Source organism: Undibacterium umbellatum, assembly GCF_014284125.1.
GTDB classification, from domain to species: domain Bacteria; phylum Pseudomonadota; class Gammaproteobacteria; order Burkholderiales; family Burkholderiaceae_D; genus Undibacterium; species Undibacterium umbellatum.
On the sequence record NZ_JACOFX010000003.1, the window covers coordinates 204,969 to 229,495 of the forward strand.

Consider the following 24,527-nt stretch of genomic DNA (forward strand, 5'->3'; position numbering starts at 1 on the left):
TTAAAAAGTATCAGTGGAGCAGACCAGTGCTGGCCTTTTTGGCCTGCTCATCAGAGCCAAGCTGCTGGGCTTGCCAGATCAGGTCTTCAATTCCGCATTGTGGCTCGTATTCTGCCACTATTTGCAGCAACAGGGCGCGGATTTGCGCATAATCAAAGGCGATGCAGGCTGTATTCAATTCCTGCAACAGGGTATTCAGTTGATCCCAAGGCAATTCATTCTCTTGCGCCCGCATGATCAGCGGATGAGAAGTGCCTTCGACATTGTCGCCTATCAGCAGTTCTTCGTAGAGTTTTTCGCCAGGGCGCAAGCCTACATGCTGGATTTCTATGGTGCCATCTGGTGTCGTTTCACTCTTCACTTCCAGGCCACTCAGGTGCACCATGCGGCGTGCAAGGTCGATGATGCGCACAGGCTCGCCCATGTCGAGTACAAACACATCACCACCTTCGCCCATGGCACCAGCCTGCAAGACCAGTTGCGCGGCTTCGGGTATGGTCATGAAATAACGGGTGATCTCGGGGTGGGTCAGGGTGATCGGGCCACCGGCCATGATCTGCTTGCGGAACAGTGGTACAACAGAACCGGATGAACCCAGCACATTGCCAAAGCGCACCATGCAAAAACGGGTATGCTGCTGGCGGCGTGAGCAGGCTTGCAGTATCAGTTCTGCTAGGCGCTTGGTGGCACCCATGACATTGGTAGGGCGCACTGCCTTGTCGGTCGAGATAAGTACAAAATTTTTGACCTTTGCTGCCATCGCTGCCTGCGCTACCGACAGGGTGCCAAAGACATTATTGCGTATGCCTTCAGCCGGATTATGTTCTACCAGTGGCACATGCTTGTAGGCTGCGGCGTGGTACAGGGTTTCGACTTCGCAGGTGGTGAAGATGCGGTCCAGCTTGGCGCTGTCGAGTATCGAACCCAAAAACGGCAGGATTTCCACATCCAGCTTCAGTTGCTGGCGCAGGCCAGTCAATTCTTGTTCTATTGCATACAGGGCGTATTCCGACATTTCCAGCAAGACCAGCTTGGTGGGGCGCTGGCGCAAGATCTGGCGGCATAGTTCAGAACCTATAGAGCCGCCAGCCCCGGTGACCATGACGCGCTTGCCGGTGATGCAGATGCTCAGCAGGCGGGCATCGGGTTCTACCTGGTCGCGGCCCAGCAAATCTTCTATCTCGACTTCGCGTATGTCCTGCAAGCGCAATTCGCCATTTACCAGGCTTTGTATTGATGGCGTGACCTTGATCTTCAACTTAAGAGGTTCGAGCTGGTCGAGCACCTGCTTTTGCCGCGTCTTGCTGATGCTGGGCATGGCCAGCAAGATCTCGCGTATGTCATGACGTTCGGCCAAATCTTTTAATTGCTCGGGTGCGAAAACCTTGACGCCGCCTATGGTAGAGCCTTGTACTGATTTGCTGTCATCGATAAAGGCCACGCAGACATATTCACCACCGGCACGCAAGGCCGTGGCCAGTTGCGCGCCCGCCTTGCCAGCGCCATAGATGGCGATACGGGTGGCGTTTTCTGTCATGTCAGCTTGCAGCAGCCAGGCCCTGGCCAAAAAGCGGCTGGCACCGACATACAGGATGGACCCTGCCCAGAAGAAACCAAACACTGCGCGCGACAGCGGTGTGATGTGCAGCATGACTGCAACAAAAGCCAGGAACAAGACCGACAGGCTGACACCTATCATCACCACGCTAATGATTTTCTGGTCGATGAAACGGATGACAGCGCGGTATAAACCTATGCGTATGAAGACCGGTATGGCAATCAAAGGTACAGAAACGATGAGCCAGAGGTAATGATTGAAGAGGCTGCCATTAAAAGTTTCATAGCGCAGCCAGATCGCCAGGATAAAGGTCAGCGGCAGACAAATTGCATCTGCAACAGCAGCAACTACCTGCTTTTGCAGACGCGGCAGATTCAGCAGGGATTGCATCATATTTGCCAGTCCTTATTAATGTGTAACACCATCACGACGCACCACTTTGTAGAAGGTCAGGAACAAAATACGGATATCCAGCATGAAGGATTGATGCTGCAGGTAATATGCATCCAGGTCCACTTTGACAGGAATCGGTAGTTCATCCCTGCCATTGATTTGCGCCCAGCCTGTCAAGCCTGGCGGGATAGTATGTACTTGCTTTTCAGTGCGCAGGGCAATCAGATCATCCTGATTGTACAGGGCAGGGCGTGGGCCCACAAAACTCATGTCGCCACAGAGTATGCTCCACAATTGCGGCAATTCATCGAGGCTGGACTTGCGCAGGAACGAACCTATCGGTGTCAGGTATTGATCAGGATTGCTCAGCAGGTGGGTGGCAACTGCTGGTGTATCGATCAGCATGCTGCGAAACTTGGGCATCTTGAAGATGACATTATTGCGCCCGACCCGGTCAGACCAGTAGACGACAGGGCCGCGTGAGGTCAGCTTGACGCAGATGGCAACGATGATCAAAGGCAGTAACAAAAACAGGCTGGCTGTCAGGGCAAGGAAAAGATCGAAAAGACGCTTTAACATAATCACATATTCATTCAGAGGGTAGTGCTGCAGCAGTAGCCTGCAAACCTTGTTCTACGGTATAGGGCGGTGACCAGGCCAGCAATTCCCTGGTCTTGCTGATATCGACTTGCAATGACTGGCATAAACGGTCTGCGACACTACGCTTGCCTATGAGACCGGCAGCGAGTGTCAATAGGCTGGCCGGAAAAGGAAACAGCCGGGATTTCACCTGCAAGCCTTGCGCGCAAAGGCGGAATAATTCTGTCGTCGATAAATCCCTGCCATCGGATGCCATGAATATCTGGTTGCGTGCCGCTGGATGCAAACGGCAATGCAGGATGAGATCGACCAGGTTACCCAGGTACACCAGACTGCGCTGGTTATGGATACTACCCAATGGCAAGGGCAGGCCACGGCGTATACCTCGCAACATGCTCAGGAAATTGGCTTTGACGCCTGGCCCATAGACCAGGGGCGGGCGTATGATGGTGACAGCCATGCCAGTTTCTGCAGCGAGTTGCAGCAACGCCTGCTCGGCTTCCTGCTTGGAAATGCCATAGGCATCTTGCGGCAGCGGGGCATCATCGGCGCCAAAGGGATGACCAGGGGAGGTGGCTTCGCCATTCACCTTGACCGAACTCAGGTAAATAAATTGCTTCACGCCAGCAGTGGCAGCCTGGCGCGCCAGTTGCAGGCTGGCAGCGACATTCACGGCGCGGAATTGCACCAAAGGGTCGCTGGCTGTCTCTTGCATGACGTGGACCCGCGCTGCACTATGGATGACGAGGTCCACCCCTTGAAGATGCACCGACCAGTCAGTGTCAGCTGCCATATCGCCGATGAGGGGATTGCGCATCTCTGCGGCCTGCCAGTCCAGGGAACGGCGAGTGGGGCAAATCAGGCTTGCGTCAGCAACCAGGCAGGCGCGGGCAAGAGCCTGGCCGACAAAGCCGCTGGCACCGGTCAACAAGATTGCTTGCTTCATACTTTATTTAGGGGCCGACAGGTTGGACCGCCTGTCATAGACAAAATAGCGACGCGACAGAAATTTCAAAAAGCTGCGGAAAAACCAGCTGGCATGGCGGGATACCAGGTTGCGGTTTTTGTGGGCAGCAGTATGGGTGGCATGCAGTTGCGGATAAAAACGTATACCCTTGCCCAGCAATTGCTGGGAACGGTAGCAAATATCCACATCTTCAAAATACATGAAATAGCGGGTATCAAAACCTTGTAGTGCCTGATAATGTTGTGCATCAAAAGCCAAGAAAGCACCAGAGGCCCAATCCACATGGCAGGCTTCTGTCATGCTTTTCTTGTCATATGGCTCGGACAGGGACCGCACCGCAACCATGCGCAGCAAGGAAATGGCATTCGGGAAGCGGCGTACATTCGCATCTACATGCAAGTGTTGTTCGTCACGGTAAAGATTGATGGTGGCGACCGGGAAGGCATCGCGCTGCATATTCTCTACCAGGGTAGTGATGGTGGTGGCGCTGATGGTAATGTCCGGGTTCATGACGATGAAGCTGTCACCCTCGGCAAAACCTACGCTATTGCTGATCAGGTCAAACAGGTAATTATTGTTTTCGCCAAAGCCCAGGCCTGGCTTATCGTCTACGTAAGAAACGCCGTGTTGCAGGCAATAGGCCTTCAAAGCCGCGGATGGCTGGTTATCCTTGATCCATACATGCATGCCTGCGGCGGCATCGCGCAAGCCACCCATACCGCTTGCAATAAGCAGATTTTCATGGCCGTGACTGACGATTGCGACATGTATCATAGTTTGCTAAGTGATGCTGCATAAGGTCTGGCAACTGAGCTGGCAACTAAGCTAGCAATGAGCTAGCAATTAAGCCTGGTGACTAAGCTGGCGACTTTGTATCCAATACTTTAAAAATAATACGCCCAATTTCCAGTCAGGGAGGTTATGGATGGGCGGCGTGAACAATTTCCTTGTGTACCAGATTTTCTCATAGAAATCACAGTTTATAGGTGCAGGATTATGCCAGGGGGGTTGTTTTTCTTGCGCATTCACCATTTCGGCCTGGCTGATGCGCCTTGCGACTTGCTCTATATCGTGCACTTCCCTGATCTTTTGCAGTATCACAGTCTGCTCTATACCTTTGCGTTGCTGGTGGCGCAGGTAATCGTCCATATCGTCCAGCAAGGCTTGTTGACTGCTGGATTTGAACAGGTCCGCCGGTGAATAACCATGCGCGCCGGTCAAGATGCCAAAGCTGGGCAAACCCTTGACCGCCATCTCCGGGAAGGCTGTGCCACCGGTCAGTGGGAAGCTATCCACGTAAACGCTGGCGTCGCGCATGCAAATCAAATAGTCTTGATAGGCCATGCGTTGATGGAAAATCGCTTGCGCGCCCATTTGCCGCGCAGGTTTCCACCACCACCAGTTGGTTTTCAGGTTGGGGCCTATGAGCATCAGCTTACGCCCCGTCCTGGCTTGCAGGCGTACTGCAAAGTCAGGGAAGGAATAGTCCCCACCTGGCTTGAATTTATAGGCAGAGCCAGCACTGGCGATATGACCCGTGGCATTTTCTGGCCGTGCGGTAGTGGCATCAGGCAACTTTAGCGGGATACCGGCAAACACGCATTTGTCATGGCTGCCACGCAGCTTGCTGAGTTCCCAGCCATAATAGCTGAGTTCCAGCACCACATCGGCCATGCCATGCCCATAAGAAAACACATGGTCGGCATGGTTGTACATGTAAATACGGGTGCCGCACAATTGCCTGGCCAGCCCTGCTGCAATGACAGCATCAATGTCGTAGGGGTGGATATGCAGCACCACAATTTTGTATTGTGAAAAATAATTGAGCAGTGTCTGTAGCTTTTCTTGCCTGTCGCTGGATTTGGGCATGCAGATACAGGGGTGGCCGGGTGTACTGAGTTTCGCCCAGGTAGCCGGCGGTGCTTTTTCCGTTACCAATACCGCAGAATCCTGCAGAGCCTGGCTGGCAATCAGGTGTTCTACCACGCGGGTATGGCCGCTGGCGGTGTAAGCCTGGCTCAGCACGTGCAGATAAGTTGCCTTGATTTCCTGTTGTGCAGGGGTTTTGAACAAGTGCTGGTAGCGTTGCAGCAGCGCCAGTTCCAGTGCGGGCAAGGCATATTGGCCCAGATCGTTTTTCCACAACAACTCACCCAGGGCGCGGGCGCGCCGCACGCAGGCATCCAGCTCACCTGCGGCCAGTACGCGGTCTACGCAATCTTGTATGAAACTGGCCAGGGCGAGTTTAGCGGTAGGCATATTTTTTCAAAATCCAGGCGATACATGCCCAATACAAGACATAGTTAATACAAAAAGCAATCACTGTACCCTGCAAACCAAATGCCGGGGTCAACAGATAGGTCAGCACTACCAGCGACAGGCTGAAGACTATTTCAGTAATCACATAGGGCCTGGTCAACGCCCGGCCCAGCATCACAAAGCCCAGCACCCAGCTACCTATCTTGATAAAGTCACCCACCAGTTGCCAGGCCAGTAGTTGCAACATGGGTCGGAATTCTTCAGTGAAGACCAGCCACAGCATGAGGTCACGCAAAACATAGACCATGACCGCACCCAGCGCAGTCAAAGGCAAGACAAAACGATATACGCGGGCGATTTCTTTTTTCAGTTCCGCCGCTGCCTTGATTTCTGCCAGGCGTGGCAGGTAATATACGGTCAGCGTGGTAGTGATCAGCATCAGGTAGATATCGCTGATGCGTGTCACCGCCTGCCAGTAGCCAGCCTCTTGCCAACCAAAATCCTGTACCAGATGATCACGTATCAGCATCTGGCTCAGAGGCACGACGGTGGCGGTGACGACGGCCATCAGTGCATACGCCCCCAGTTTGCGCAGCATGGCGCGGTCGGTTGTAGCAAACAACATGCTGAAGCTGAACCACTTGCTGCGCAGGCAAAGCGCCAGAGTGATGATGGCGACGAAAGATTGATTCACTGCCAGCGCTACCAGCGCACCATACAAGCCCCAGACGCTGGCCAGCAACCAGGTGATCATCAAGGTGACGATGCTGGTGGCAATATTGGCAGCGACATAGGCGGCGACTGCTTTTTTGCCATTCAGGATTGCCAGCAACAGCGTATTCAACACAAACAACACCAGGCTGGCCGCCAGCCACAAGAAGACGCTGCCATACTGCGCATCTTTTAATAGCAGCAGCGCCAGTTGCTGATGAAATAGGGCAATGACAGCAGAAGTCGCCAGTGAGCAATACAATGAGATACGCGCCGCGCTGGCCCATACTCTTTGCAGGGCGGTGGCATCGTCGCCGTGTTCAGCCGTGTACTTGGTCACGCCTGTGGAAATCGCGCCACTGGCAAATGACAAGATCATGGTTACGGCATTCTGGAACTGGCCTATGACAGCATATCCGCCTGGCCCCACATACACGGCCAGCAATTTGTTCAGGCCCAGCATGGTCAGCATCCTGATCATGACTGCAATCGCATTTAACAGGCTGGTGCGTACAAGTGTCATTGTCAGCGAGTTGGTGCAGTTGAAGCAGCTTGCAGGACGAAATCGCGCACGGCTGCAATGACGCGGCTGACATCTTCTGGTGCAAGATAAGGATCTAGCGGCAGGCTCAGTTCTTCTGCATGGATTTGTTCAGACAGCGGGAAGCTGCCCATACCCAGTTGCAATTCAGCATATGCTGGTTGCAGATGTGGCGGGATAGGGTAGTGCACCAGGCTGCCTATGCCAGCATCCTGCAAGTGTTTTTGCAGGGCATCACGTTTGGCATGACGCACGGCATAGATATGCCATACCGGTTCAGACCACTCAGGAACAAATGGTATCACCAGGCCAGGCAAGTCTTTCAAACCTTCCTGATATTGTTGCGCCAGTGCGCGGCGCTGTATATTCCAGCCATCGAGCCTGTGCAGTTTTACCCGCAGCAAAGCTGCCTGTAATTCATCAAGGCGAGAGTTATAGCCTTTGACTTCGTTATGATATTTGATTTGCGAACCATAATTGCGCAAGACTTTTAATTGCTTGGCCAATTCTGCATCATTGGTGGTGACACCACCAGCATCCCCCAGCGCACCCAGGTTCTTGCCGGGATAAAAACTATGCGCAGCAGCATCACCCAGGCCACCAGAGACGCGCCCTTTATATGTTGCACCATGCGATTGCGCCGCATCTTCGATGACCTTCAAACCATGCTCATGGGCGATGGCGAGAATTGGGTCCATATCCGCGATTTGCCCATACAGATGCACGACCATGATGGCCTTGGTCCTGGGAGTAATGGCGGCGGCGATTTTTGCAGGATCCATATTGTAAGTAGCCAGGTCAGGCTCTACCGCAACAGGCGTTGCTCCCGCATACGACACCGCCAGCCAACTGGCGATGTAAGTGTTGGAAGGCACGATCACTTCATCGCCCTCACCTATGCCATAAGCACGCAAGATCAGGTGCAGCGCATCCATGCCATTACCGACACCGACGCAATGCTGGCTGCCACAATACGCAGCATATTCAGCTTCAAAGGCTTCCAGCTGCTTGCCCTGGATAAACCAGCCGCTATCCAGCACTTCATTAAAAGCCTGGTTCAGCTCCGCACGCAAATCCTGATGCTGAGGCTTGAGTTCCAGATAAGGTAAAGATTTCATGTTATCCATTCGTTCAAAAGAATGGAGACACAGAGAGTTCGCATGGACTTTCTCACATGTTTTCCTCTGTGACTCTGTGTCTCTGTGGTGAGAGGTTTTTTTGTGATTTACTAATTCAGGTGGTTTCTATGAACTTCAAAAACTCATCATACTTGCGCAAATAATCTGCCTCGTCATAGTGCTGGTCAGCAAACACCAGCAAGACACAATCTTCCGTGAAATTTTTCATTTCATGCCAGATGCGCGTGCCTATGTAGACGCCTTTGGCCGGTGAATCAAGTTCGAGTTCGACGCGTTCTTTACCATCATCAAACACCATGGTGCAAGAACCGCGTACGGCAACAGCCACTTGCTGCAAGGTCTTGTGCGCATGAAAGCCGCGCTCTACGCCTTCCAGTGTGCCAAAAATATAGTAAACCCTGGCGATGGAAAAGGGGATGTCCTGATTAGCCTCGACGGCGACGAGGCTGCCGCGCTCATCACCGAGCACGCGCATGGGTATCATTTGCAATTTCACTTGGCCTGACCTTGAGCTTGAGTTGTTGAATTTAGTGGTGCAGACGCAGCAGCCTGCACACTTTGCATGCAGGCATCCAGGGTGCTGCGCCAGTCTGGTATGGACAATCCAAATGCAGCCTGCAATTTTTCTGTACTCAATAAAGAGTTATGCGGGCGACGCGCGGGTACAGGATATTCACTGGCTGGTATGCCACTGATCTGCGGCGCAGCCTTGCCCAGTTTGTTTTGCTGGTCCGCTAATTCTATGATGGCCGTGGCAAAGGCAAACCAGTTAGTTTTGCCTGAGGCGCTGAAGTGATACACACCACCAAATTGCTGCCACCAGGCCGCCGCATCTTGTGGTTGCTGCAATTGTGCCAGTATCTCGCAGGTAGCCGCAGCCAGCCAGTCGGCCGAATTGGGCGTACCCCACTGGTCATTGACCACGCGCAACTGATCGCGTTCACGCGCCAGCTTCAGCATGGTCAGGAAAAAATTCTTGCCAAAGTTTGAGTACACCCAACTGGTGCGCAAGATCAGATGCTGACAGCCACTGGCAACAATGGCCTGTTCGCCAGCCAGCTTGGTTTTACCATATACATTCAAGGGACCCGTCGCATCAGCTTCTGTGTAGGCTTGCCAGTTTCCTTCAGCATCTGACTTGTCACCTGAGAAGACATAATCCGTTGAATAATGGATCAGGCCAGCGCCAAGCTTGCGTGCTTCTTCTGCCATGATGGCGGGTGCAATCGCATTGATGGCATGGGCTTTTTCTGCCTCGCTCTCGGCCAGATCTACTGCTGTATAAGCAGCCGGATTGATGATCAGGTCAGGCTTGAAGTCCGTGATGCACTGGCGCAATTGCGTGGCATTGCTCAAATCCAGTTCTGCTCTTTGCGGCGCATGCACTATTGCTGTTGCAGGCAAGTGTGACAGGAGGGCATGGCCCAGTTGTCCACTCGTGCCTGTCAATAATATCCTCATGCAAAAACCTCAGCTTCGGCTAGGGGTTTGCCCTGTGCGTCTTTTGCGGACAGTAAAGGTGCATCCGTCAAAGGCCATTCTATGCTCAGCGCGGGGTCATTCCACAGCAGGCAACGCTCATGTTCTGGCGCCCAGTAGTCGGTGGTCTTGTACAGAAATTCTGCACTCTCGCTCATGACCAGGAAACCGTGGGCAAACCCCGGCGGTATCCACAACTGACGCTTGTTTTCTGCCGACAAGATTTCAGCCGTAACCTTGCCAAAACTGGGCGAAGACTTGCGCAAATCCACCACCACGTCAAACACTTCACCTGCAGTGACACGTACCAGTTTGCCCTGGCTCTGACGTATCTGGTAATGCAGGCCGCGCAAGACATTCCTGGCCGACTTGGAATGATTGTCCTGCACAAAAGCCGTGGCGACACCAGTCAGCTCGGCAAAGGTCTTGGCATTGAAGCTTTCATAAAAAAATCCGCGGTCATCACCGAAGACCCTGGGCTCCAGCAGCAGGACATCGGGCAATCCGGTTTCTATTACTTTCATGTTTCAATACGCTTTCTTGTTCAAAAGTTGCAGCAGATACTGGCCATACTCGTTTTTCTTGAGTGGCTGCGCCAGTTTTTCCAGCTCGGCATCGTTGATGTAATGGCGGCGGTAGGCAATTTCTTCAGGGCAGGCAACTTTCAGGCCCTGGCGTTTTTCGATAGTGGCAATGAACTGGCCTGCTTCCAGCAGGGATTCATGGGTGCCTGTATCCAGCCAGGCCATGCCCCTGCCCATCAATTGCACGTCCAGTTTGCCCTGCTTCAGGTATACATTATTGATATCGGTGATTTCCAGCTCGCCACGTGCAGATGGTTTGATATTGGCGGCGATATCACAAACCTGATTGTCGTAGAAATACAGCCCAGTGACGGCATAATTGGATTTTGGCTGTTGCGGCTTTTCTTCTATGCTGATGGCATGGCGTTTGTCATCAAATTCAACGACACCATAGCGTTCAGGATCTTGCACGTGATAGGCAAATACCGTTGCGCCTTCTTGCTGCGCATCCGCCTGGCGCAATTGTGATTCAAAATCATTGCCATAATAAATATTGTCACCGAGTATCAGGGCCGTATTGGCGTTGCCGACAAACTCCTTGCCTATGATGAAAGCCTGGGCCAGGCCATCTGGCGATGGCTGCACCGCATACGTGATTTGTATGCCCCACTGATTGCCATTGCCCAGCAGTTCGGCAAAACGCGGCGTATCCTGTGGCGTAGAAATGATAAGTATGTCGCGTATGCCCGCCAGCATCAGTGATGTCAGCGGGTAATAAATCATGGGCTTGTCATAGACAGGCAGCAATTGTTTGGAAATTGCCTGCGTCACTGGATACAGGCGGGTGCCCGAGCCGCCCGCCAGGATGATGCCCTTGCGGGCCGAGGTATTATTCACACTATTGCTCATGCTTGCTCTTCATCTTCATATTGCAGTGCTACCCATTTCAGGTATTCGCCTGACTGTACCTGTTTGGTCCAGTCGTCGTTGGCCAGATACCATTCCAAAGTCTTTCTGAGACCGGTGCTGAAAGTCTCTTGCGGTTTCCAGCCTAGTTCTCTCTCTATCTTGCGGGCATCGATGGCATAGCGGCGGTCGTGGCCTGGTCTGTCAGTGATATGTTTGATCTGATCCTTGTAACTGCCGTGCGCCTTGGGTTGTAATTCATCCAGTAATTCACACAGGGTATGCACGACACTCAGATTGGTTTGCTCATTCCAGCCACCAACATTATAGGTTTCCCCCAGCCTGCCGGCTTCCAGTACCCGGCGTATTGCCGAGCAATGGTCCTTGACATAGAGCCAGTCGCGTACTTGCAGGCCATCACCATACACAGGCAAGTCCTTGCCGGCGCGGGCATTGGTGATCATCAGCGGGATGAGTTTTTCAGGGAAATGGTAAGGACCATAATTATTCGAACAATTGGTCGTCAGCACAGGCAAGCCATAGGTATGGTGGTAAGCCCGCACCAGGTGGTCAGAGGCTGCCTTGGTTGCAGAGTAAGGGCTGTTCGGCGCATAGGCCGTGGTTTCGCTAAATGCCGCATCATCTGCGGACAGCGTGCCATACACTTCATCGGTGGAAATATGCAGGAAACGGAAGTTGTCTTTATCTTCGCCTTCCAGACTTTGCCAGTAGGTGCGTGCCGCTTCCAGCAGGCCGAAGGTACCGTTCACATTGGTCGTAACAAAAGCGGCCGGGCCAACAATTGACCTGTCGACATGGCTTTCTGCCGCAAAATGGATAATGGCCCTGGGTTGATATTCAAAAAACAAGCCGCACAGATGTGCACTGTCATTGATGTCACCCTTGACAAATACATGGCGTGCATCATTATTCAGGCTGGCCAGATTGTTCAAATTGCCAGCATAGGTCAGTTTGTCGTAATTGAGGACAGACTCATCCGACTGGGCCAGCCAGTCCAGAACAAAATTGGCACCAATGAAACCCGCGCCCCCTGTGACAAAAATCATGCCTCACTCCTGTAAAAAACTCTGATTTGCGCTGAATTGTTCGCAACAGGCGATTTTACTTGAGATGCGGCCAGTTTCGTTGATGAGGCTGCCTAATCTATGTGTTTATTTAATGCCTTTTAGCAATTGTTTTATCTGCGGGCAGACTTGGCCGTTCGACGCGTGATGTGAACTTGCAATTTTGCAATCAATGATGCCAGGTTTGGGGCAAAGATCATGAAGCCATGACATTGCTCTGGGATAAGCATATCCAGGCGACGGTGGCGATGGTATAAGCAATTAATAGCAGAGATATAACAGAGAGTTTCATGATGGTAACCTCGAATGATGGTGTCCCTGACACTATTTTAGGACGCCCTACGCCGGATTCCAGTAATGGATTGTCTTGGTTTTGTGACGAGATGTGTCTATTTGTACATGGGAAATAGAGGACTTGTGTGGCCTGAGATTGCCGTGAATCATGGAAGTTGAGGATTTTTTTAGATAAAGCCTTGAAATCGTAAGGATATATCCCCAATTGCAGGGGCAATGTATGTTTTTGATTGGGAGAGTAAGTATGCAAGAGCAAGAAAACCAGCACGCGGAAAAGGTAGAAATAAAAGAAGCCGCCGCTCCGGAAGTTCAACAGGAAAGTGTAATTCAAGGTGAAACTGTGCAGACATCCGCGCCGGAACCCGCACAGCCTGCCGCACCTGCAACAGAAACTGCCGAGCAAGTGATTGCCAAGCTTGAAGCCAAGGTGCAAGAATTGCAAGATTCCTTTATGCGCGCCAAGGCTGAGGGTGAAAACATCCGCCGCCGCGCTCAGGAAGATATCAGCAAGGCGCACAAATTTGCAATCGAAGGCTTTGCTGAAGCCATGGTGCCAGTCAAGGACAGTCTGGAAATGGCCCTGAAGATTGATACTCCATCAATCGAGGCGCTGAAAGAAGGCGTGGAAATGACGCTGAAGCAACTCAGTGCTGCATTTGAAAAGAATCGTTTGACCGAAATCAATCCTGTACAGGGTGATAAGTTGGATCCTATGAAGCATCAGGCTATCTCCATGGTACCTGCTGAGCAAGATGCCAATACTGTCGTGACGGTATTGCAAAAAGGTTATACCATTGCCGACCGTTTATTGCGTCCGGCTTTAGTGACAGTAGCGCAAGGAAAGTAAGAAAAGCGTAAAAAACACGCAGAAATGGCTTGAAAAGCGTGTTTTTTACCATATATCCGAAACAGACGAGTCAGATTCTGCTAATTCAATTGAAATTAATAAAGCAGACCGATTCACCAACATTGACAAAAAAATCTACATTCTGAGGGAATTATCATGGGAAAAATGATTGGTATTGATTTGGGTACAACCAATTCTTGCGTTGCTATCATGGAAGGCGGCCAGCCAAAAGTGATCGAAAATGCAGAAGGTGCGCGTACTACGCCTTCCATCATTGCATATCAGGAAGACGGCGAAATTCTGGTAGGCGCATCCGCCAAACGCCAGGCTGTTACAAATCCTAAGAACACACTGTTCGCGGTCAAGCGCTTGATCGGTCGTAAGTTCGAAGAAAAAGAAGTGCAAAAAGACATCGGTCTGATGCCTTACACCATTTCCAAAGCTGACAATGGCGATGCATGGGTGTCCGTGCGCGACAAGCGTCTGGCACCACCGCAAATTTCTGCTGAAGTTTTGCGTAAAATGAAAAAAACCGCTGAGGACTACCTCGGTGAAGAAGTGACAGAAGCAGTGATCACTGTTCCTGCTTACTTTAATGATGCACAACGTCAGGCAACCAAAGATGCTGGCCGTATCGCCGGTCTGGATGTCAAACGCATCATCAACGAGCCAACAGCTGCTGCGCTGGCCTTTGGCCTGGACAAAAAAGAAAAAGGCGATCGCAAGATTGCAGTATATGACCTGGGTGGCGGTACTTTCGACGTATCCATCATTGAAATCGCTGACGTAGATGGCGAGATGCAGTTTGAAGTGTTGTCCACGAATGGCGATACTTTCCTCGGCGGTGAAGATTTCGATCAACGCATCATTGATTACATCATCGACGAATTCAAGAAGATCAATGGCCTGGACTTGTCCAAAGATCCTATCGCTTTGCAACGTATCAAGGCATCTGCCGAACGTGCAAAAATCGAATTGTCGAGCTCGCAACAGACAGAGATCAACGAGCCTTACATCGCCATGGCAAACGGCGCACCTGTGCATTTGAATTTGAAAATCACACGTGCCAAGCTGGAAGCCCTGGTAGAAGAGCTGATCCAGAAAACAATCGATCCTTGCCGCATGGCGATCAAGGATGCAGGCGTGAAAACTACAGATATTGACGACATCATCCTCGTCGGTGGTATGACACGTATGCCAAAGGTGCAGGAGATTGTTAAAGAATTCTTCGGCAAGGAACCGCGTAAAGATGTGAACCCTGATGAAGCCGTTGCCGTTGGTGCAGCGATTCAAGGTTCCGTTTTGTCTGGTGATCGTAAAGATCTGTTGTTGCTGGACGTGACACCTTTGTCCCTGGGTATCGAAACCCTGGGTGGCGTCATGACCAAGATGATCCAGAAGAACACGACTATCCCGACCAAGTTCAGCCAGGTATTCTCTACTGCAGACGACAACCAGCCTGCGGTAACCATCAAGGTGTATCAGGGTGAACGTGAAATCGCTGCTGGCAATAAAGGCCTGGGCGAATTCAACCTCGAAGGTATTCCACCATCAGCCCGTGGCACGCCACAGATTGAAGTGACTTTTGATATCGACGCCAATGGTATTTTGCATGTAGGTGCAAAAGATAAAGCCACAGGCAAAGAAAACAAAATCACCATCAAGGCAAACTCTGGTTTGACTGAAGATGAAATCCAGAAAATGGTGAAAGACGCTGAACTGAACGCGGAAGAAGACAAAAAGGTCAAGGAATTGGCTGAGTCCCGCAATCAGGGCGACGCTTTGGTGCACTCCACCAAGAAAGCGCTGGCTGAACATGGCGAGAAACTGGAAGCTGGCGAAAAAGAGAAAATCGAAGCCGCCATCAAGGAACTGGAAGATGTATTGAAATCCGGTGACAAGGCTGAGATCGACACCAAGCTGGGCGCATTGTCCACAGCATCACAAAAGCTGGGTGAAAAAGTCTATGCCGACATGCAGGCGCAACAGGCCGCTGCAGGTGCAGCTGCTGGTGGTGCAGGCGCTGCCGGTGCAGATGCCAAACCTAAAGATGATGATGTAGTTGACGCTGACTTCAAAGAAGTCAAAGACAGCAAGTAATACACACTGTGACGGGCGTGCCCGTCATGACGCGCCGGGTGGCTCGCTTTGCGGTGCCTGCCCGGCGTTTGCGCTTAAGTTTGATGCTTAAGTTTTGGCTTAAGTTCAAGAACAATACTGAGGTTAACAAGAGATGGCGAAGCGTGATTTTTACGAGATTCTTGGGCTAGGCAAAAACGCCACCGAAGACGAGATCAAAAAAGCTTATCGCAAAATGGCGATGAAGTACCATCCGGACCGTAATCCGGATAGCAAGGTCGCGGAAGAAAAATTCAAGGAAGCCAAAGAGGCTTACGAGATGCTTTCCGACAGCCAGAAGCGCGATGCCTATGACCGTTATGGTCACGCCGGTGTCGATCCCAATATGGGCGGCGGCGGTGGCGGCGGTGCTGGTGGTTTTGCCGATGCCTTTGGTGATATTTTTGGTGATATTTTTGGTGGCGGTGGTGGTCGCCGTAACGCCGGCCCGCAGGTGTATCGCGGTGCTGATTTGCGTTATAACCTGGAAATCTCGCTGGAACAGGCTGCCAATGGTTTTGATACCACGATCCGCGTACCTAGCTGGGATTCTTGCGATACCTGCCATGGTTCCGGCGCCAAGCCAGGCACTTCGCCAGTCACCTGTACCACTTGCGCTGGCCATGGTCAGGTACGCATGCAACAAGGCTTGTTCAGCATACAGCAGACTTGCCCCAAATGTCATGGCACAGGCAAGATGATTCCTGATCCTTGCACTGCTTGCTCTGGTGTAGGCCGCATCAAGCGTAACAAAACACTGGAAGTTAAAATACCAGCAGGTATAGACGATGGCATGCGCATCCGTTCATCCGGTAATGGTGAACCAGGTGTCAATGGTGGCCCTCCGGGTGATTTGTATGTAGAAATCCATATCAAGCAACATCCGGTATTTCAGCGCGAAGGCGATGACCTGCATTGCGAAATCCCGATTTCCTTTGTCAAGGCAGCTCTAGGTGGCGATATCGAAGTCCCGACCCTGAGCGGCAAGGCATCGTTCACCGTGCCTGAAGGCACGCAGTCTGGCAAGACTTTCCGCCTGCGCAGCAAGGGTGTGAAGGGTGTGCGTTCTGGTTATGCTGGTGACTTGTTCTGCCATGTTGTCATCGAAACACCGGTGAAGCTGACAGAAAAGCAAAAAGAACTCTTGCGTGACTTCGAAAAGTTGACGGTAGAAGGTGGCCCCAAGCACAACCCGCAAAGCAAAACCTGGATGGACAAGGTCAAGAAATTTTTTGAATAAGTCTGTTTAATCCAACACGAAAGCCTGCCAGTATCTCTTGGCAGGCTTTTTTGTTGCCGCTGGGGATAGAATGTATTTTCTTATGTCTCAAGTCCTGAATTTTGCAATAGTTTAAGGTAGCATTCTGATACTATTGTGAGATAAAGCAGCTGCTGAATCTCGCTGAGTGCAGGATGGTATCAAGCCACAAACAAGCCCCGGATTGAAACCCGCTGTCGGGACATTTTTCAGGACATATTTCAGCATACTAAGGCCTTGATGGATAATTCATACATAGGCATGTCATCCAGATATCCCAGATTATTTGCGCTGGGAGCGGCACTGATTGTGTTTTTTGGTTTTTGGGCAGTCGACAATAATGAGCGTGAGCTGGCTATCCAGAAACAAAAGGTCGAACTCATAGAAAAACTGGTGGTCTTGCGCGCCAAACTGGGTGCGGGTCTGACCTCGAATATTTCAGCAGCCAGGGTGCTGGCCGTCACCTTTGCCACCAAGCCGGATTTACCAGAACAGGAGTTCAAGGTACTGGCGGCAGAAGTGGCGAATGCCAATCCCAGTATCCGTAATCTGGTGCTTGTCAAAGGGACCATCGTCAATTATGTCTACCCTTACCAGGGCAATGAAAAAGTCCTGGGTGCCGATTATCGCAAGCTGCCACAGCAATGGCCTGTCTACCAGCGCATGATGGAAGAGCGCAATATACAAATTGCCGGACCACTAAACCTGGTGCAAGGTGGGACTGGACTGGTAGTGCGCATACCTGTGTATCAACATGAAAACCGCGATGAATTTCTTGGTTCGATTGCCATGGTGGTCAATTACGACGGATTGCTGGAACAGGCAGGTATCGCCCAGATGCAAAAGGAGATCCAGCTGGCAATACGCGGGCGCGATGCCAAGGGCAGCAAGGGAGAGGTCTTTTTAGGTGAGAGTAGCCTGTTTGGCAGCGACGCCGTTACCCAGAGCATCATTTTGCCGGGCGGTAGCTGGGAACTGGCAGCTTTGCCGCTAGGTGGGTGGCAGGGTGCCACCAGATTGTCGAGATTCATCGAAGTCTTTGGCCTGGTAGTTTGCCTGATGGTCTGGATGCTCAGTTACCAGTCCATTATCAGACACAGACAGCGTGACTTGAATGCCCGAAGTTTGCGCGAAAGTGAAGCACTGCTACGTTTGCGCAACGAAGCCTTGAGCGCAACTTCGCAAGGGGTGATGATAGCTGGCAATGATGGTCATATCAATTACGTCAATCAGGCTGCCTGCCATTTGAGTGGCTATAAACAGGACGCCTTGTATCAAAAAAAACTGGCTGATTTGTTTGCGCCCGAGGTGGCTGCCATGCTGGCTGAAGACAGTGGAGAAAAAAAGCCGCTCACTTTGGAATACAGCAGGCAAAGCGATCCTGGACAGCAACTCTGGTTGGAACTATTACTGACGCCAGTGCATGATCAGCACGGACATTTAGAGCAATATGTGGCCTTGTTAAGGGATATCACTGACAAAAAACTGGCCGACAAAGAGCTGGAAATTGCGGCCATGGCGTTTGAGACGGAAGAGGGCATACTCATCACTGATGACAAACTGCAAATCTTGCGTGTCAACAAAGCCTTTACCCGCATCACTGGCTACGAGGCCACTGAAGCCGTAGGTCAGAGCACCCGGCTATTGCAATCAGGCCGCCATGACGAAGTTTTTTATACTCAGATGTGGGAAGAAATACGCCTCAATCATCGCTGGCAGGGTGAGTTATGGAATCGCCGCAAGAATGGTGAAATTTATTCGGAACGTCTGGTGATCTCTGCCGTCCTGGGTAACGATGGCAGCGTGACCAATTATGTCGGCTCCTTCAACGATATTACCGAGTACAAGGTCTCCGAAGAAAAAATTCATCAACTAGCTTTTTTCGATCCGCTGACGGGTTTGCCGAATCGCCGTCTCTTGCTCGACAGGCTGGCACGCGCCCTGGCCTTGAGTCGCAGACACCAGCGTTATGGCGCCATCCTGATGATAGACCTGGACAATTTCAAAACCCTGAATGATACCCAGGGCCACAATATGGGTGACATGCTGCTGACTCAGATAGGCAAGCGCATCCACGCCTGTGTACGGGCTGACGATACAGTATCACGCACAGGTGGTGATGAATTCGTGGTTTTGCTGGAAGGCCTGCATGAAGAAGTGCAGCATGCGGCCAGCCTGGCAGAACACGTCGCTGAAAAAATTCGCCTGACGCTGAGCCAGACCATCAATCTTGGTCATATCGACTATGAAAGCTCGGGCAGCATAGGCATTACCATGTTTGGTGTGGAAGCGGTAGGGATAGACGAATTATTGCGCCGCGCTGACATGGCCATGTACCAGGCAAAGGGTATGGGTAAGAATAATGTCCGCTTTTTCGACCCAAGCATGCAGGCTGCACTGGAATTCCGCACGGCCATGGAAACCGATTTGCGTCATGCCCTGATGCATCATCAATTTATTTTGCATTATCAGTTGCAGGTCAGTGCTTTGGGTGACCCGATAGGTGCAGAAGTCTTGCTGCGCTGGAAGCATCCTGGCCGTGGCCTGGTGTCGCCGCTGGATTTCATTCCACTGGCAGAAGAAACCGGCCTGATCCTGCCCATAGGTTTATGGGTACTTGAAACTGCTTGCAGACAAATCACCACCTGGGCCAGTGACCCCGTAAAATCCGGCATGCAACTGGCTGTGAATGTCAGTGCCCGCCAGTTCCGCCATACTGGCTTTGTAGGAGATGTGACGCGCATCTTGCATGAAACCGGTGCCAACCCGGTCTTGCTGAAACTGGAATTGACAGAAAGTGTGGTCTTGGAAGATGTCACCAGCGTCATCGAAAAAATGCATGCCATTAAAAAGCTGGGCGTTGGCTTTTCCATGGACGATTTTGGAACGGGTTATTCATCCCTGTCTTATCTGCAACGCCTGCCCCTGACCCAACTCAAGATAGATCGCAGCTTTGTACACAATCTGCCGGACGATGTGAACAATGCAAATATTGTCCGCACCATCATCAGTCTGGGTGGCAGCCTGGATTTGAATGTAATTGCCGAGGGCGTAGAAACCGAACAACAGCGTGAGTTTTTGCTGCAAGCAGGTTGCCTGGCGTATCAGGGTTATCTATTCTGCAAGCCCATCCCCATAGAGGATTTTGACGAGTTTATTTCGAGCCGGCAATACCTGAAAAAAGCCGACAGCCCTAGAGTTGAAATTCAGGTAAGCTAGAGTAACCGTTATTGCAACCCAAAGCGTGACGGCTAAAACGGACGCACAATAAAAGGGGAGACAAATGCAATTGAATAAAACAGGAATGCGCTTAGCAGGACTGGCGCTGGCTATGTGTATGAGTGTACAGGCTAGTGCCGCAGAGGTTGCTGGTGTTAAATTTGATGAAAGTGTACAAGTAGGCGGCACAGAACTGAGCCTCAACGGTGCTGGCATACGCTACAAGGCTATTTTCAAAGTTTATGCAGCGGGTCTGTATCTGAAAGAGAAAAAGACCACAGTACCAGAAGTACTGGCATCAGCCGGGCCACGCCGTGTGACTATCGTCATGTTGCGTGACCTCAGCAATGAAGAATTCGGGCGTGGCTTCATGACCGGTATTCAGCAAAACACCGACAAGGCAGAAAAGTCCAAAATGACGATGCAATTTATCCGCTTCGGTGAATTGTTTGCCTCCGTGCCGGAACTCAAAAAGGGCGATGTCATGACCAATGACTGGATACCCGGTGTCGGCACAGTCGTGGCACTGAACGGCAAAAAGATGGGCGATCCTTATCCGGACATCGCTTTCTACAACGCCTTGCTGCGCATCTGGCTGGGTGAATCCCCGGTAGACCGCAGCCTCAAAAAAGCTATGCTGGCAGAAGAGGATACGCGTATGCGCTAATCCTTCAGAATCAGATGAGAGGCGCAGGGATGCAAATCCTTGCGCTTTTTTATTGCCTGCTTCAGTTCAGGTGTTTCTTTGTTATTGAGCGCTAGTTACGGATAGACAGGGATAATTATTTCCATGATGCATATCAAGTATTCAAATGAAGCTATTTCTCATGCGCTATATATAAGTGTATATTACGCTTCTTGTTTGACACTTATTGTCTGGACACCTCATGCAAATCAAGACCTTGGGCAAACTCATTGTTAGTATTGCTTTCTGCACCAACTCTGCCACGAGCCTTGCCGCAGAAGTCACAGTCTCCGCCGCTGCCAGCCTGACCAATGCCTTCAAGGAAATCGCCCAAAATTATCAGGCGCAGTATCCTGAAGCCAAGGTATCTCTGAACTTTGGCGCGTCTGGCGCACTGCTGCAGCAAATTGCCAAAGGTGCACCGGTCGATGTGTTTGCCTCGGCAGATCAGGAGAGCATGGATGAAGCGCAAAAGCAGGGCCTGGTCGTCGCTGGCGACCGCCGTGATTTCGTTAAAAACACTTTGGTGCTGATTGCGCCCATAGATAGCATTTTATCTATCAAGCGCCTGGAGGATTTGAGCCAGGCTGGCGTCAAGCGCGTTGCCATTGGCAACCCTGGCAGCGTGCCGGTAGGGCGTTATACCCAGTATGCGCTGACCGCAGCCAAGCTCTGGCCCGCGCTGGAAGCCAAGGCTATCTACACTCAGAATGTGCGCCAGTCGCTCGACTATGTGGCCCGTGGTGAAGTCGATAGCGGCTTTGTGTATGCGACCGATGCTGCCATCATGAAAGACAAGGTCAAAGTCGTCATGGCCGTACCGCTGGACATGTCTGTCACTTATCCTGTCGCCAAAATCAAGGCCAGCAGTAATGGTGACGAGGCCAGGCGTTTTATCGCTTTTTTGTTCTTGCCGCAAAGCCAGGCCATCCTTGTTAAATACGGTTTCCAAAAACCTTAAGGCCAGCTATGAATCCAGCATGGACAGCCCTGCTATTGTCATTGAAAGTCGCGGGCTGGGCCACGCTGCTGAATCTGATATTTGGCATAGGCGTGGGCTACCTGCTGGCACGCAAGCGCTTCCCTGGTCGTGACTTGCTCGATACCCTGTTGACCCTGCCCATGGTCATGCCGCCCACCGTACTCGGTTATTACCTGCTGGTCTTGCTGGGGCGGCGTAGCGCGCTGGGGGCATGGTTGCAGGATCATTTTGGCTTCAGCTTCATTTTTACCTGGCAAGGTGCAGTCATCGCAGCAGCCATCGTTGCCTTTCCGCTGGTATTCAAACCGGCGCGGGCGGCTTTTGAAGCGGTAGACGGGCAACTGGAACAGGCTGCACGGGTTCTGGGAATATCAGAAATGGCGATCTTTTTCCGCGTGACTTTGCCGCTGGCATGGCGCGGTATCTTGGCTGGCGTCTTGCTGGCCTTCGCCCGTGCCCTGGGTGAATTTGGTGCCACCCTGATGGTGGCTGGCAGCATACCAGGCAAGACCCAGACTTTGTCGATTGCCGTTTATGAAGCAGTACAGGCAGGGCAGGACGATGTTGCCAATACCCTGGTACTGCTGACTTCGGCAGTCTGTATTGCGGTGTTACTGCTGGCAGGCAAGCTGGCGCCTGGCCGCATCGCCAACCGCATGTGAAAGGACACGATGCAATTTGACCTGCACATACACAAGACCCTGCAATCTGGCCAGCGTCGTTTTGAACTCGATGTTGTGGTTCGCAGCGATTGCCAGCGTCTCGTCATACTCGGCCCATCCGGCGCTGGCAAGAGTTTGGTACTGAAAGCCATCGCCGGTTTGATGACTCCCGATACTGGCTACATCCATGTCGCTGGCAATACCCTGTTCGACCATACTGCCAGCATCAACTTGCCACCACAGCGTCGCCAGCTGGCTTATTTATTCCAGGACTATGCCCTGTTCCCACATCTTAACGTTGCACAGAACATCGCCTTTGGCCTGGCTCATGGCTGGCGTAATCCTTCCGCGAAAGTGCAGGATGAGAAGGTCGATTACTGGCTCGAAGCCCTGCACATAAAAGCTTTGGCCAGGCAAATGCCGCATGAATTGTCAGGCGGACAAAAACAGAGAACAGCACTGGCCCGCGCCCTGATCGCCGAACCACGTGCACTCTTGCTCGATGAGCCCTTTGCCGCCCTCGACCAGCCCCTGCGCATCAGCATGCGAAAAGAACTCGACAGCCTGCAAAAGCAATTGAATATCCCCATGATGCTCATCACACATGATGCAGAAGATGCTCAGGTGTTTGGTGAACATGTGCTGAATTTGCAGGATGGCAGACTCATTAACATCGTTAAGGATGCAGCATGAAAGGGCAAGGAGACGGCAAAGCAATGAACACAAAAAATAAATCCATCGCACTGCAAGGCTCAGTCTGGATGACTGTTGATGGAGAAAACCTTGGCGGCCAAAGCCGCATTGCCTTATTGGCCCAGCTTGCCGAAAGCGGCTCGATTACTCAGGCGGCCAAGGCTGTCAAGATGAGTTATAAAGCTGCCTGGGATGCCATAGACACCATGAATAATCTCGCAGGCGAACCTCTGGTAGAACGCCTGACTGGTGGCAAGGGAGGTGGTGGCACACGGCTGACGAAGCGCGGTGAGCAACTGGTCAGTAATTTCAAGATCATAGAAAAAGAACACCGCGACTTCATCGCACAGCTAGACAGGCAGGCAGTAGGCATTGCTGACGATTTTTTATTGATCAGGAATATGAATATGAAAACCAGCGCACGCAACCAGTTCCTCGGCAAAGTCAGCCAGGTCAAGCACGGCGCCATCAATGATGAGATGGAACTGGAAATCGCCGGTGGCCAGAAGATCGTCGCCATCATCACCCATGAGAGTGCGCAGGAACTGGGTTTGCAAATAGGAGCAGAAGCATTTGCATTAGTAAAATCTTCTTCCATCATCCTGATGACAGATGATAGCAATGCCAAGTTGTCAGCCCGCAACCAGCTCACAGGCAGTATTAGCCGTATCCTGCCCGGTGCAGTCAATACTGAAGTGGTAGTCGAACTGCCCGGTGGTGCGACCCTGGCCGCCATCATCACCAATGAAAGCGCGACCAGCATGGGCATGGCTGTGGGTGGTGCAGTGACAGGCTTGTTCAAGGCTTCCAGTGTGATATTGGGTGTGGCTGGCTGATTTTGGTACAAAATGTGCCGGACTTGGCACCGCATTTCAACGAATAGCGCGGGATTTTAGGGTACGTATAATTTTTCCTGAATATGCATTGATCACAATGGATTTCATCTCTGTGGTGTAACTGTTGTCCGATAATATTTTGGTATAGACCCAGGCGAGGGTATCAAGTTTTTCATAGTATTCTAGCCTGACGGTCATGTTTCTCTCGAACAAGCCTTTCTTGACGATGACGCCATCTTCATTGTGTTCAAGCACATAAGCCATGTTCTTTTCGAGAAAACCTCTCCTGGCTATGAGCTCTGTAAATTCCTTGAAATTATGAAACACTTGCTTGTTTGTTGAATTCGCATAAGCAGGTAGGTTAATCTCCTTGATCACACTCGCGTCAGACTTGAGCCAGATCTCAGCAGGGAAAATGATTCTGGGTGTTCCAGGCAATTCAAAATCGAACTGCAATATATAGGCGGGGACATTGCTCTCGTCATTTTTGGAATGTGCGTCTAACAACTGAGCACCGGAAAATTTCAAATGAGCGTATTGTGTTTCTCCAAGGCGTTTTTTAAGATGTACGTCAAGTCGTGCTACTACGGCTTGTGGGATATCTGCCAGGGATTTTGTTTGTTTCGTCTGGTAGCCACCGAACGAAACCAGGCCATGCCCAACTGACTCTGGAACAATTTCTGCAAATGCAGGGCAAGTTGGCGGAGTCAAAGCAGCGAGGAAAAGTAACCGTGCTATGTGAATATGTATCATCGTGAAGAGTTTTTAGTG

The 24,527-nt window shown here is 51.4% G+C and carries 22 protein-coding genes; 9 read left to right on the forward strand and 13 right to left on the reverse strand.

Annotated elements, in window-relative coordinates; genetic code table 11:
- Positions 1–10 precede the first annotated feature (10 nt).
- From H8L47_RS09140 to rfbB, 12 genes are all read right to left on the reverse strand, one after another.
- Positions 11–1,948, reverse strand: coding sequence for a polysaccharide biosynthesis protein (locus H8L47_RS09140; protein WP_186953448.1), 1,938 nt, complete (start codon positions 1,946–1,948; stop codon positions 11–13).
- Between the two features lie 18 nt (positions 1,949–1,966).
- Positions 1,967–2,530, reverse strand: a complete 564-nt coding sequence (locus H8L47_RS09145) for a sugar transferase (RefSeq protein ID WP_186953278.1) — start codon at positions 2,528–2,530, stop codon at positions 1,967–1,969.
- 10 nt (positions 2,531–2,540) lie between these two features.
- The gene (locus H8L47_RS09150; RefSeq protein ID WP_186953279.1) at positions 2,541–3,497 is read right to left on the reverse strand and encodes a UDP-glucose 4-epimerase family protein; all 957 of its coding nucleotides are present in this window, start codon (positions 3,495–3,497) and stop codon (positions 2,541–2,543) included.
- A 3-nt stretch (positions 3,498–3,500) separates the two neighbouring features.
- Entirely contained in the window at positions 3,501–4,292 is a 792-nt protein-coding gene (locus H8L47_RS09155) for a glycosyltransferase family 2 protein (RefSeq protein WP_186953280.1), read from the reverse strand.
- A gap of 69 nt (positions 4,293–4,361) precedes the next feature.
- Positions 4,362–5,777 (reverse strand): hypothetical protein, encoded by a 1,416-nt coding sequence (locus H8L47_RS09160; RefSeq protein WP_186953281.1) that lies wholly within the window; start codon positions 5,775–5,777, stop codon positions 4,362–4,364.
- Entirely contained in the window at positions 5,764–7,011 is a 1,248-nt protein-coding gene (locus H8L47_RS09165) for an O-antigen translocase (RefSeq protein WP_186953282.1), read from the reverse strand. Before H8L47_RS09165 ends, H8L47_RS09160 begins: the two co-directional genes overlap by 14 nt.
- A gap of 2 nt (positions 7,012–7,013) precedes the next feature.
- Positions 7,014–8,147 (reverse strand): DegT/DnrJ/EryC1/StrS family aminotransferase, encoded by a 1,134-nt coding sequence (locus tag H8L47_RS09170; RefSeq protein ID WP_186953283.1) that lies wholly within the window; start codon positions 8,145–8,147, stop codon positions 7,014–7,016.
- A gap of 115 nt (positions 8,148–8,262) precedes the next feature.
- A complete protein-coding gene (locus H8L47_RS09175) occupies positions 8,263–8,664 on the reverse strand; it encodes a sugar 3,4-ketoisomerase (RefSeq protein WP_186953284.1) in 402 nt (133 codons plus the stop codon).
- Positions 8,661–9,629, reverse strand: a complete 969-nt coding sequence (gene rfbD, locus H8L47_RS09180) for a dTDP-4-dehydrorhamnose reductase (protein ID WP_186953285.1) — start codon at positions 9,627–9,629, stop codon at positions 8,661–8,663. The genes H8L47_RS09175 and rfbD overlap by 4 nt, the downstream gene beginning before the upstream one ends.
- The gene (gene rfbC, locus H8L47_RS09185) at positions 9,626–10,171 is read right to left on the reverse strand and encodes a dTDP-4-dehydrorhamnose 3,5-epimerase (protein WP_186953286.1); all 546 of its coding nucleotides are present in this window, start codon (positions 10,169–10,171) and stop codon (positions 9,626–9,628) included. Before rfbC ends, rfbD begins: the two co-directional genes overlap by 4 nt.
- A 3-nt stretch (positions 10,172–10,174) precedes the next feature.
- Positions 10,175–11,080 carry a glucose-1-phosphate thymidylyltransferase RfbA gene (rfbA, locus tag H8L47_RS09190; protein WP_186953287.1) on the reverse strand — a complete coding sequence of 302 codons (906 nt, stop codon included), beginning with the start codon at positions 11,078–11,080 and terminating at the stop codon, positions 10,175–10,177.
- Positions 11,077–12,144 carry a dTDP-glucose 4,6-dehydratase gene (gene rfbB, locus H8L47_RS09195; protein WP_186953288.1) on the reverse strand — a complete coding sequence of 356 codons (1,068 nt, stop codon included), beginning with the start codon at positions 12,142–12,144 and terminating at the stop codon, positions 11,077–11,079. Before rfbB ends, rfbA begins: the two co-directional genes overlap by 4 nt.
- 556 nt (positions 12,145–12,700) lie before the next feature.
- On the opposite strand from rfbB, the gene grpE reads away from it, so the two are divergent.
- The 9 genes from grpE (at position 12,701) to H8L47_RS09240 (ending at position 23,756) form a co-directional block, all read left to right on the forward strand.
- A complete protein-coding gene (gene grpE / locus H8L47_RS09200) occupies positions 12,701–13,303 on the forward strand; it encodes a nucleotide exchange factor GrpE (RefSeq protein ID WP_186953289.1) in 603 nt (200 codons plus the stop codon).
- Positions 13,304–13,459: 156 nt separating this feature from the next.
- On the forward strand, positions 13,460–15,403 hold the full coding sequence (gene dnaK / locus H8L47_RS09205) for a molecular chaperone DnaK (protein ID WP_186953290.1): 1,944 nt from the start codon (positions 13,460–13,462) through the stop codon (positions 15,401–15,403).
- Between the two features lie 133 nt (positions 15,404–15,536).
- Entirely contained in the window at positions 15,537–16,661 is a 1,125-nt protein-coding gene (dnaJ, locus tag H8L47_RS09210) for a molecular chaperone DnaJ (protein WP_186953291.1), read from the forward strand.
- A gap of 258 nt (positions 16,662–16,919) precedes the next feature.
- Positions 16,920–19,898, forward strand: coding sequence for an EAL domain-containing protein (locus H8L47_RS09215; protein WP_186953292.1), 2,979 nt, complete (start codon positions 16,920–16,922; stop codon positions 19,896–19,898).
- 64 nt (positions 19,899–19,962) lie between these two features.
- The gene (locus H8L47_RS09220) at positions 19,963–20,565 is read left to right on the forward strand and encodes a chalcone isomerase family protein (protein WP_186953293.1); all 603 of its coding nucleotides are present in this window, start codon (positions 19,963–19,965) and stop codon (positions 20,563–20,565) included.
- A 220-nt stretch (positions 20,566–20,785) separates the two neighbouring features.
- On the forward strand, positions 20,786–21,544 hold the full coding sequence (gene modA, locus H8L47_RS09225; protein WP_186953294.1) for a molybdate ABC transporter substrate-binding protein: 759 nt from the start codon (positions 20,786–20,788) through the stop codon (positions 21,542–21,544).
- Between the two features lie 8 nt (positions 21,545–21,552).
- Positions 21,553–22,227 (forward strand): molybdate ABC transporter permease subunit, encoded by a 675-nt coding sequence (gene modB / locus H8L47_RS09230; protein ID WP_186953295.1) that lies wholly within the window; start codon positions 21,553–21,555, stop codon positions 22,225–22,227.
- A 9-nt stretch (positions 22,228–22,236) separates the two neighbouring features.
- Positions 22,237–22,920, forward strand: a complete 684-nt coding sequence (locus tag H8L47_RS09235) for an ABC transporter ATP-binding protein (RefSeq protein ID WP_186953296.1) — start codon at positions 22,237–22,239, stop codon at positions 22,918–22,920.
- A 23-nt stretch (positions 22,921–22,943) separates the two neighbouring features.
- The gene (locus tag H8L47_RS09240; RefSeq protein WP_186953297.1) at positions 22,944–23,756 is read left to right on the forward strand and encodes a TOBE domain-containing protein; all 813 of its coding nucleotides are present in this window, start codon (positions 22,944–22,946) and stop codon (positions 23,754–23,756) included.
- A 36-nt stretch (positions 23,757–23,792) separates the two neighbouring features.
- Here H8L47_RS09240 and H8L47_RS09245 read toward each other — a convergent pair whose 3' ends face one another.
- A complete protein-coding gene (locus tag H8L47_RS09245; protein ID WP_186953298.1) occupies positions 23,793–24,509 on the reverse strand; it encodes a hypothetical protein in 717 nt (238 codons plus the stop codon).
- Between the last annotated feature and the right edge of the window lie 18 nt (positions 24,510–24,527).

Coding starts and splice junctions, on each gene's coding strand:
- H8L47_RS09160 (WP_186953281.1), bottom strand. CDS start 5,777: ATGCCTACCGCTAAACTCGCCCTGGCCAGTTTCATACAAGATTGCGTA.
- rfbA (WP_186953287.1), bottom strand. CDS start 11,080: ATGAGCAATAGTGTGAATAATACCTCGGCCCGCAAGGGCATCATCCTG.
- dnaJ (WP_186953291.1), top strand. CDS start 15,537: ATGGCGAAGCGTGATTTTTACGAGATTCTTGGGCTAGGCAAAAACGCC.
- grpE (WP_186953289.1), top strand. CDS start 12,701: ATGCAAGAGCAAGAAAACCAGCACGCGGAAAAGGTAGAAATAAAAGAA.
- H8L47_RS09150 (WP_186953279.1), bottom strand. CDS start 3,497: ATGAAGCAAGCAATCTTGTTGACCGGTGCCAGCGGCTTTGTCGGCCAG.
- rfbD (WP_186953285.1), bottom strand. CDS start 9,629: ATGAGGATATTATTGACAGGCACGAGTGGACAACTGGGCCATGCCCTC.
- modB (WP_186953295.1), top strand. CDS start 21,553: ATGAATCCAGCATGGACAGCCCTGCTATTGTCATTGAAAGTCGCGGGC.
- H8L47_RS09235 (WP_186953296.1), top strand. CDS start 22,237: ATGCAATTTGACCTGCACATACACAAGACCCTGCAATCTGGCCAGCGT.
- H8L47_RS09155 (WP_186953280.1), bottom strand. CDS start 4,292: ATGATACATGTCGCAATCGTCAGTCACGGCCATGAAAATCTGCTTATT.
- rfbB (WP_186953288.1), bottom strand. CDS start 12,144: ATGATTTTTGTCACAGGGGGCGCGGGTTTCATTGGTGCCAATTTTGTT.
- H8L47_RS09245 (WP_186953298.1), bottom strand. CDS start 24,509: ATGATACATATTCACATAGCACGGTTACTTTTCCTCGCTGCTTTGACT.
- rfbC (WP_186953286.1), bottom strand. CDS start 10,171: ATGAAAGTAATAGAAACCGGATTGCCCGATGTCCTGCTGCTGGAGCCC.
- H8L47_RS09170 (WP_186953283.1), bottom strand. CDS start 8,147: ATGAAATCTTTACCTTATCTGGAACTCAAGCCTCAGCATCAGGATTTG.
- H8L47_RS09140 (WP_186953448.1), bottom strand. CDS start 1,948: ATGCAATCCCTGCTGAATCTGCCGCGTCTGCAAAAGCAGGTAGTTGCT.
- H8L47_RS09165 (WP_186953282.1), bottom strand. CDS start 7,011: ATGACACTTGTACGCACCAGCCTGTTAAATGCGATTGCAGTCATGATC.
- H8L47_RS09215 (WP_186953292.1), top strand. CDS start 16,920: ATGGATAATTCATACATAGGCATGTCATCCAGATATCCCAGATTATTT.
- H8L47_RS09240 (WP_186953297.1), top strand. CDS start 22,944: ATGAACACAAAAAATAAATCCATCGCACTGCAAGGCTCAGTCTGGATG.
- H8L47_RS09220 (WP_186953293.1), top strand. CDS start 19,963: ATGCAATTGAATAAAACAGGAATGCGCTTAGCAGGACTGGCGCTGGCT.
- dnaK (WP_186953290.1), top strand. CDS start 13,460: ATGGGAAAAATGATTGGTATTGATTTGGGTACAACCAATTCTTGCGTT.
- modA (WP_186953294.1), top strand. CDS start 20,786: ATGCAAATCAAGACCTTGGGCAAACTCATTGTTAGTATTGCTTTCTGC.
- H8L47_RS09145 (WP_186953278.1), bottom strand. CDS start 2,530: ATGTTAAAGCGTCTTTTCGATCTTTTCCTTGCCCTGACAGCCAGCCTG.